Raw genomic sequence first — 5443 nt, 5'->3', positions numbered from 1 at the left:
TGAACAGTGATGTTCAGCAGTGTTCAGCGTAAATGTATCAGCTCACTGTGTCTGGACCGGGGAAAGGCTTTGGCCTAGGCAGAGCTGGAAAGGACAGAGGAGAGCACCTGCAGCGTCTGTTGGCCCAAGCCGTTCGCCATCACCAGGCAGGGCAATGGCCACAGGCTGTCTCACTTTACCAGCAGGTGCTGCAAGCCCAGCCCACCCACCCCGAGGCACTGCACCTCTTGGGGGTCTGTCGGCAGCAACAGGGATCCCTGGACGACGCGATTGCCCTGATCCGGCAGGCCCTTGCCCACCAGCCCTGGTTTCCCGACGCCCACTTTAATTTGGGAATTGTTCTCAAGCAGGCGGGGCAGCTGGCGGAGGCGAAAACTCACCTGCAACTGGCCCTAGAGCAGGGGGGGCCGGATCCAGAAGTCTTCTACCAGCTGGGGCTGGTGCTGCGGCAGCAGGGGGATTTGGAGGCGGCCCTTGTCCCCTTGGGACAGGCCCTGGAGCTGCAGCCGGACTTTGCCGATGCCGCCTACACCCTGGCCATCCTGCTGCGGGATTGTGGCCGGGAGGAGGAAGCGGCGGAGCTGTTCTACCAACTCTGGCAAGCGGATCCCGCCGACTTGGCCGCGGCCCTGGGCTGGTGTGTTAGCCAGTTGCCCTTGCTGTACGCCTCGGCAGACCAAGTTTCCGTGGCTCGGGAGCGCTACCGCCAAGCCCTACAACAGGTGAAGGGCCGCTGGGAACACCTGCCGCGGGATCCCGAAACCCTGGAGCGAGCAGCTGCCGGGATCGGCTCCGTCCAACCCTTCTTTTTGCCCTACCAAGGCCAGAACGACAGCGATCTGCAGCAGCTCTACGGATCCTTGGTGAGGGACGTGATGGCGGCCCGCTATCCCCAGCCCTCCGTCCTCTGGCAGCGACATCCTGGCCGAGTGCGGGTGGGCATTGTCTCCGGCCTGTTTCGGGATCACTCCGTTTGGAAGATCCTGACTCGCGGCTGGGTAGAAGCCCTGGATCGTGCTCAAGTGGCCCTCTACGGCTTCCACACCTCGGTCATCCAAGATGAGGTCACGTGCTCCCTGCCCCCTCGTTTTGAGCACTTTGTGGCCGGATCCCGCAGCATAGAAGAATGGCAAGCGGCTATTCGAGAGGCACAGCTGGATGTGCTCCTCTACCCGGAAGTGGGCATTGACCCGGTCTGTGCCCAACTGGCCGCCCTCCGCTTGGCGCCGGTACAGGCGATGGCCTGGGGCCACCCGCAAACTTCTGGCCTGCCGACAATAGACGTTTTCCTCAGCAGCGAGCTGATGGAGCCGCCGGACGGGGCCGGCCATTACACCGAGCAGCTCCTGCCCCTGCCTGGCATCGGCACCTACTATATTCCCCTAGAAGTTGACCCCGCCCCTGTGGACTGGCAAGCTTGGGGGGTGGATCCCGACAGGGTGCTTTACCTCTGCGCCCAATCCCTATTCAAGTACTTACCTCAGTACGACGAGGTGTTCCCCCGCATCGCCCGGGAAGTGGGGAAGTGTCAATTTCTATTTTTGCGGGGCCGCCTCTCCCAAGGGATCCGCGAGCGCTTTTGGCAGCGGCTGCGACGAGCCTTTCAGGCCTATGACCTAGCTGCCGAAGAGTATGTGGTGCTCCTACCGGAACTCTCGCCTGCAGAATATGCCGCCTACAACGCCCTGGGGGATATTTACCTGGATAGCCTCGGCTGGTCAGGGGGCAACACCACCCTGGAAGCCCTGCCCCACGGGCTGCCCATCGTCACCCTGCCGGGATCCCTGATGCGGGGCCGCCACACCTACGCCATCCTGCAGCAGATGGGGATCCTGGATACCATCGCCCACACCCTCGATGAATACGTCCAGATTGCCAGTCAGTTGGGCTTGGATCCAGAGTGGCGAGAGCAAATGGGCCAGCAGGTGAAAGCACGTCAAGATCGCGTCTACCGGGATCCCGCGCCGATCCGCGCTCTGGAAGAGTGGTTGCGAAGCCTGAAGACCTGAGGGGGCAGTTTGGGTGAAAGGATAAACGGGCGAGTGTTGTCCTCTTGAAGGGATCCCGGACAGATGGCAGGATAGGCGGGGTTGTCTTGCCGGGCTTTGCCCATGTCTTCTGAGTCTGCTCCCGGTCAGTTCCCCAGGCCGGAAAACGCCCCCGACAACTTGCCCTCCCTTTCAACGCGCCTGAAAGAGATTGCCGTGGTATTCCTGCGGCTGGGATCCCTGGGTTTCGGCGGCCCCCAAGCCCACATCGCCATGCAACACGATGAGGCGGTGATCCGGCGGGGCTGGATGAGCCAGGAACAATTTACCGAAGGGGTGGGCCTATGTGAAATGTTGCCAGGGCCAGCTTCTACCCAGATGGGGATCTATGTCGGCTATGTGCGGGCAGGCTGGTTGGGGGCGGTGCTGGCGGGGATTTGCTTCATTGCCCCTGCTTTTGTGATCGAGGTGATTTTTTCTTGGCTTTATTTTCGCTTTCAAGGGGTACCGCAGCTAGAGGGGATGTTTTTTGGGGTGGCCCCGGTGGTGATCGCCATTATCCTGGCCTTTTGCTGGAAACTGGGCCGTAAAGCTGTGAAGGATTGGAGCCGGGGGCTGATCGCGGTGGCGGCCTTTGCCCTGCTGCTGATTGGGGGGGTGAATATCCTGTTGCTGTTCGGGCTGGCGGCTCTGGTGGGGCTGCTGCTGTATGGGCCCAAAAAAGGCCCACTATCGGGGATCCCGATTTTACTCCCTTGGCCAGTATTGACGTTGGCCCAGACGGTAGTGGCCACGGTTCCACCGGAAACCCTTATCCTGAGCAGCTTTTGGGGTCTGGAGCGGATTGGTGCCTATTTCTGGCCTTTGACCTTGTTTTTCCTGAAAGTAGGCGGCACCATCTTCGGGGGAGGGCTGGTGATCATCCCCTTCATCGCCGACGAGGTGGTGGATCAGTTGGGCTGGTTGACGCCGACAGAGTTCTTGGATGGGGTGGCCATTGGGCAATTTACTCCTGGCCCGGTGGTGCTGACGGCAGCCTTTATCGGCTACAAGGTGGCAGGGGTGCTGGGGGCCCTGACGGCAACAGTGGCCATCTTTGCCCCTTCTTTTGCCTTTATTCTGCTGGCAGCTCCGGTTCTGTTGCGCATACGGCACAATGCTTGGGTGAAGGGATCCCTGCAGGCAATTACCCCAACGGCCCTGGGGGCTGTTGCTGCGGCTACAGTGCCCTTGGCCCAAAATGCGCTGCTACAACAAACAACTCCCGCTTCGCTGGTGGCTTTGGGGATCGGGGTAGCGGCCTTCATTGCCTTGATGCGCTTTCGCCAGCCCACTTGGCTGTTGGTGTTGATGGGAGGGGGGGCGGGTTTGCTGGCCCGAGGTCTGCTGGCCTAAAGGTTTTGCTCCCTGGCCCTGCTTTCTCCTTGGGGGTGAGGGAATGACCCTGATTCAGCCTGATGGCCACGGCACTAACTGGCTTGGGCCAGCCCTTCCTCAGAGGGATCCCTGCCTTCCAGGCGACAAAACAGTTGCCGCATGAGCAGCTCCCGTTGGCCAAGAGACAGGTGAGGGGCAAGGGTGCCGGGAAAGTGGGGCATGGCGAGGGTGACACGATCCAACAGGTCGGCGCGGCGGTGTCTCTGTTGAATGGCCCAAGCCCGTTCCAGAAGGTTTTGGGCTGCTTCTGGCGCTAATCCCGCTTGCTCCGATAACCACGCTGCCAGTTGTTCCAAATCGGGGTCGAAGCGCAGCCGGTACATGTAGATCAACATGCCGATCCCGATCACCAAGCCCAAGCCACTGGCTACATAGGCGGCTTTGATGGAAGTTCCCGGCAGATAGGCCACCGCCGACACGCGCAAGATTTCGTAGGGGATGCGGATCAGGCTATAGCCGACAACATAGGTCCAAACCCAAGTGCCATCTTTGAGTTTGGGAAAGCGCCAGAACATTCCCATCAAGAGGGCAAATAGAAGCAGGTTGAGGACGCTTTCGTAAAAAAAGATGGGGTGAAAAAACTCAAATTGGCTGTATTCCGGCTCGCGGGCTTGGGGAGGAATGTACACCCGCAGCGGCCAAGGGCTGTCGGGAGGAATAGGGGCACCGTAGGCCTCAGAGTTGAAAAAGTTGCCCCAGCGCCCGATGGCTTGGCCCAAAATCAACCCCGGCGTGAGCACATCGGCGTACTTCCAGCCGTTGATCCCGGTGGTGCGGCAATAGAGGTAAAGGGCAAGCGCGCCGGCCAACACCCCACCGTGGATGATGAGACCCCCCTGCCAAATGGCAAAGGCCGAGAGGGGGTTGTCTTGGAACTCTGACCAGTGGGTGAGGACGTAGTAGAGGCGGGCGCCCAGAAACCCAGATATTACCAACCACAGGGCCAGTAGCTCCACTCGTTCACTGGCTTTGCCAGGCTCTTTCTCTAGATGACGAGATTCTGCCAACGCTTTGGTCAAGATCAAGCCGACCAACACGGCCACTGCCATCAATAGGCCATACCAGCGTAGGCCCAGCCCTCCCACCAGCGGGGTGCCGGGGGGAAAGCGGAAGACAAATTCTCCCGGTGAGCTGAAGGTAAGGCCCAACAGCCCTGCACTCCATAGGTTCATCGACAACACGCTCTGCACCCCAAAATTGCTCAACTCAGTTCCACGAGTCGGCCTTATCAACCTCACCCGCTTGGGTTAGCGGGACGGAGTTCCTTCCGGGCTCTTCTCCCCTATCCCCGGCAGCCATTCACAGGCTCCAACAGGGATCCATTCTCCCCGATCCTGAAGCAGCGCCAGTCCTCGTTCCCGGTTGACCCGATCCTACAGGCCCGTCACGGACAAGATTCCACCCTAGAGCCCATACCTTTACCAAAAAGCTAGGTCCAAAGCCCCGCCCTTCCAGGACGGCTTTTGCCCTGTTAGACCTGCAATTAAGATACACCCACGCTGGTCGGAGATGCCAAACTCCTCAAGGCCACTCCAGCGCAGTACCAAGCCTTGGATGACGGAGTACACCGGCCAAGTGGTGGGGCTGGATGGGGGCGACAGCAGTGGGCAAGCTGTGCCGTGTCTCCAGTCTTTGCGTTGTACCGAAAGGAGATGGAGGATGTCAACCGGACAGGGGTGTGGATCCCGGATGGGTTGCAGTTGGTATCCATTGCTCCTGAGGCCAAGGCGGTGATGCAACACTGTTATGGCGGCTACACCACCAACCTGACTCTGGAGGAGTTCATCCGCCCCGAAAACTACCTGGTTCATACCCTGGAAGGACAACCGCTCCCGGTAGGGCCGGTGCGCACTTTGATCCCTCACCCATATGCCTGGAGTTTCCCCCCTAAGATCAGCTGGGCTTTTGGGGGAGCAACGGCTACTACATGGGCGGTGAACCCTGGGCCGAAGAACGCTACAGCAATCTATAGAGGCTGTAAACTACCCGACTCCGACCGCTAAAGCGGTACGGAGCGG

At 60.1% G+C, this 5443-nt stretch carries 4 protein-coding genes; 3 read left to right on the top strand and 1 reads right to left on the bottom strand.

Annotated elements, in window-relative coordinates; translation table 11 throughout:
• Nucleotides 1–32: 32 nt before the first annotated feature.
• Both NW843_RS11335 and chrA read left to right on the top strand, forming a co-directional pair.
• Entirely contained in the window at nucleotides 33–2009 is a 1977-nt protein-coding gene (locus NW843_RS11335; RefSeq protein ID WP_414522987.1) for a tetratricopeptide repeat protein, read from the top strand.
• A gap of 102 nt (nucleotides 2010–2111) precedes the next feature.
• Nucleotides 2112–3383: a chromate efflux transporter gene (gene chrA / locus NW843_RS11330; RefSeq protein ID WP_011432884.1), complete on the top strand. Its 1272-nt coding sequence runs from the start codon at nucleotides 2112–2114 to the stop codon at nucleotides 3381–3383.
• Between the two features lie 74 nt (nucleotides 3384–3457).
• Here the strand turns inward: chrA and lgt are convergent, their stop codons facing one another.
• Nucleotides 3458–4597: a prolipoprotein diacylglyceryl transferase gene (gene lgt, locus NW843_RS11325; protein WP_414350359.1), complete on the bottom strand. Its 1140-nt coding sequence runs from the start codon at nucleotides 4595–4597 to the stop codon at nucleotides 3458–3460.
• Between the two features lie 447 nt (nucleotides 4598–5044).
• Between lgt and NW843_RS11320 the strand changes: the two genes are divergently transcribed.
• Complete coding sequence (locus NW843_RS11320; RefSeq protein ID WP_414522986.1) at nucleotides 5045–5428, top strand: molybdopterin-dependent oxidoreductase; 384 nt, start codon at nucleotides 5045–5047, stop codon at nucleotides 5426–5428.
• The last annotated feature ends 15 nt before the right edge of the window (nucleotides 5429–5443 follow it).

It is taken from the genome of Synechococcus sp. R5-12, from assembly GCF_047502655.1.
Taxonomy (GTDB): Bacteria; Cyanobacteriota; Cyanobacteriia; order Thermostichales; family Thermostichaceae; genus Thermostichus.
The sequence above is the reverse complement of the archived record's forward strand: the minus strand, read 5'-3'. Positions and strand labels throughout refer to the sequence as shown.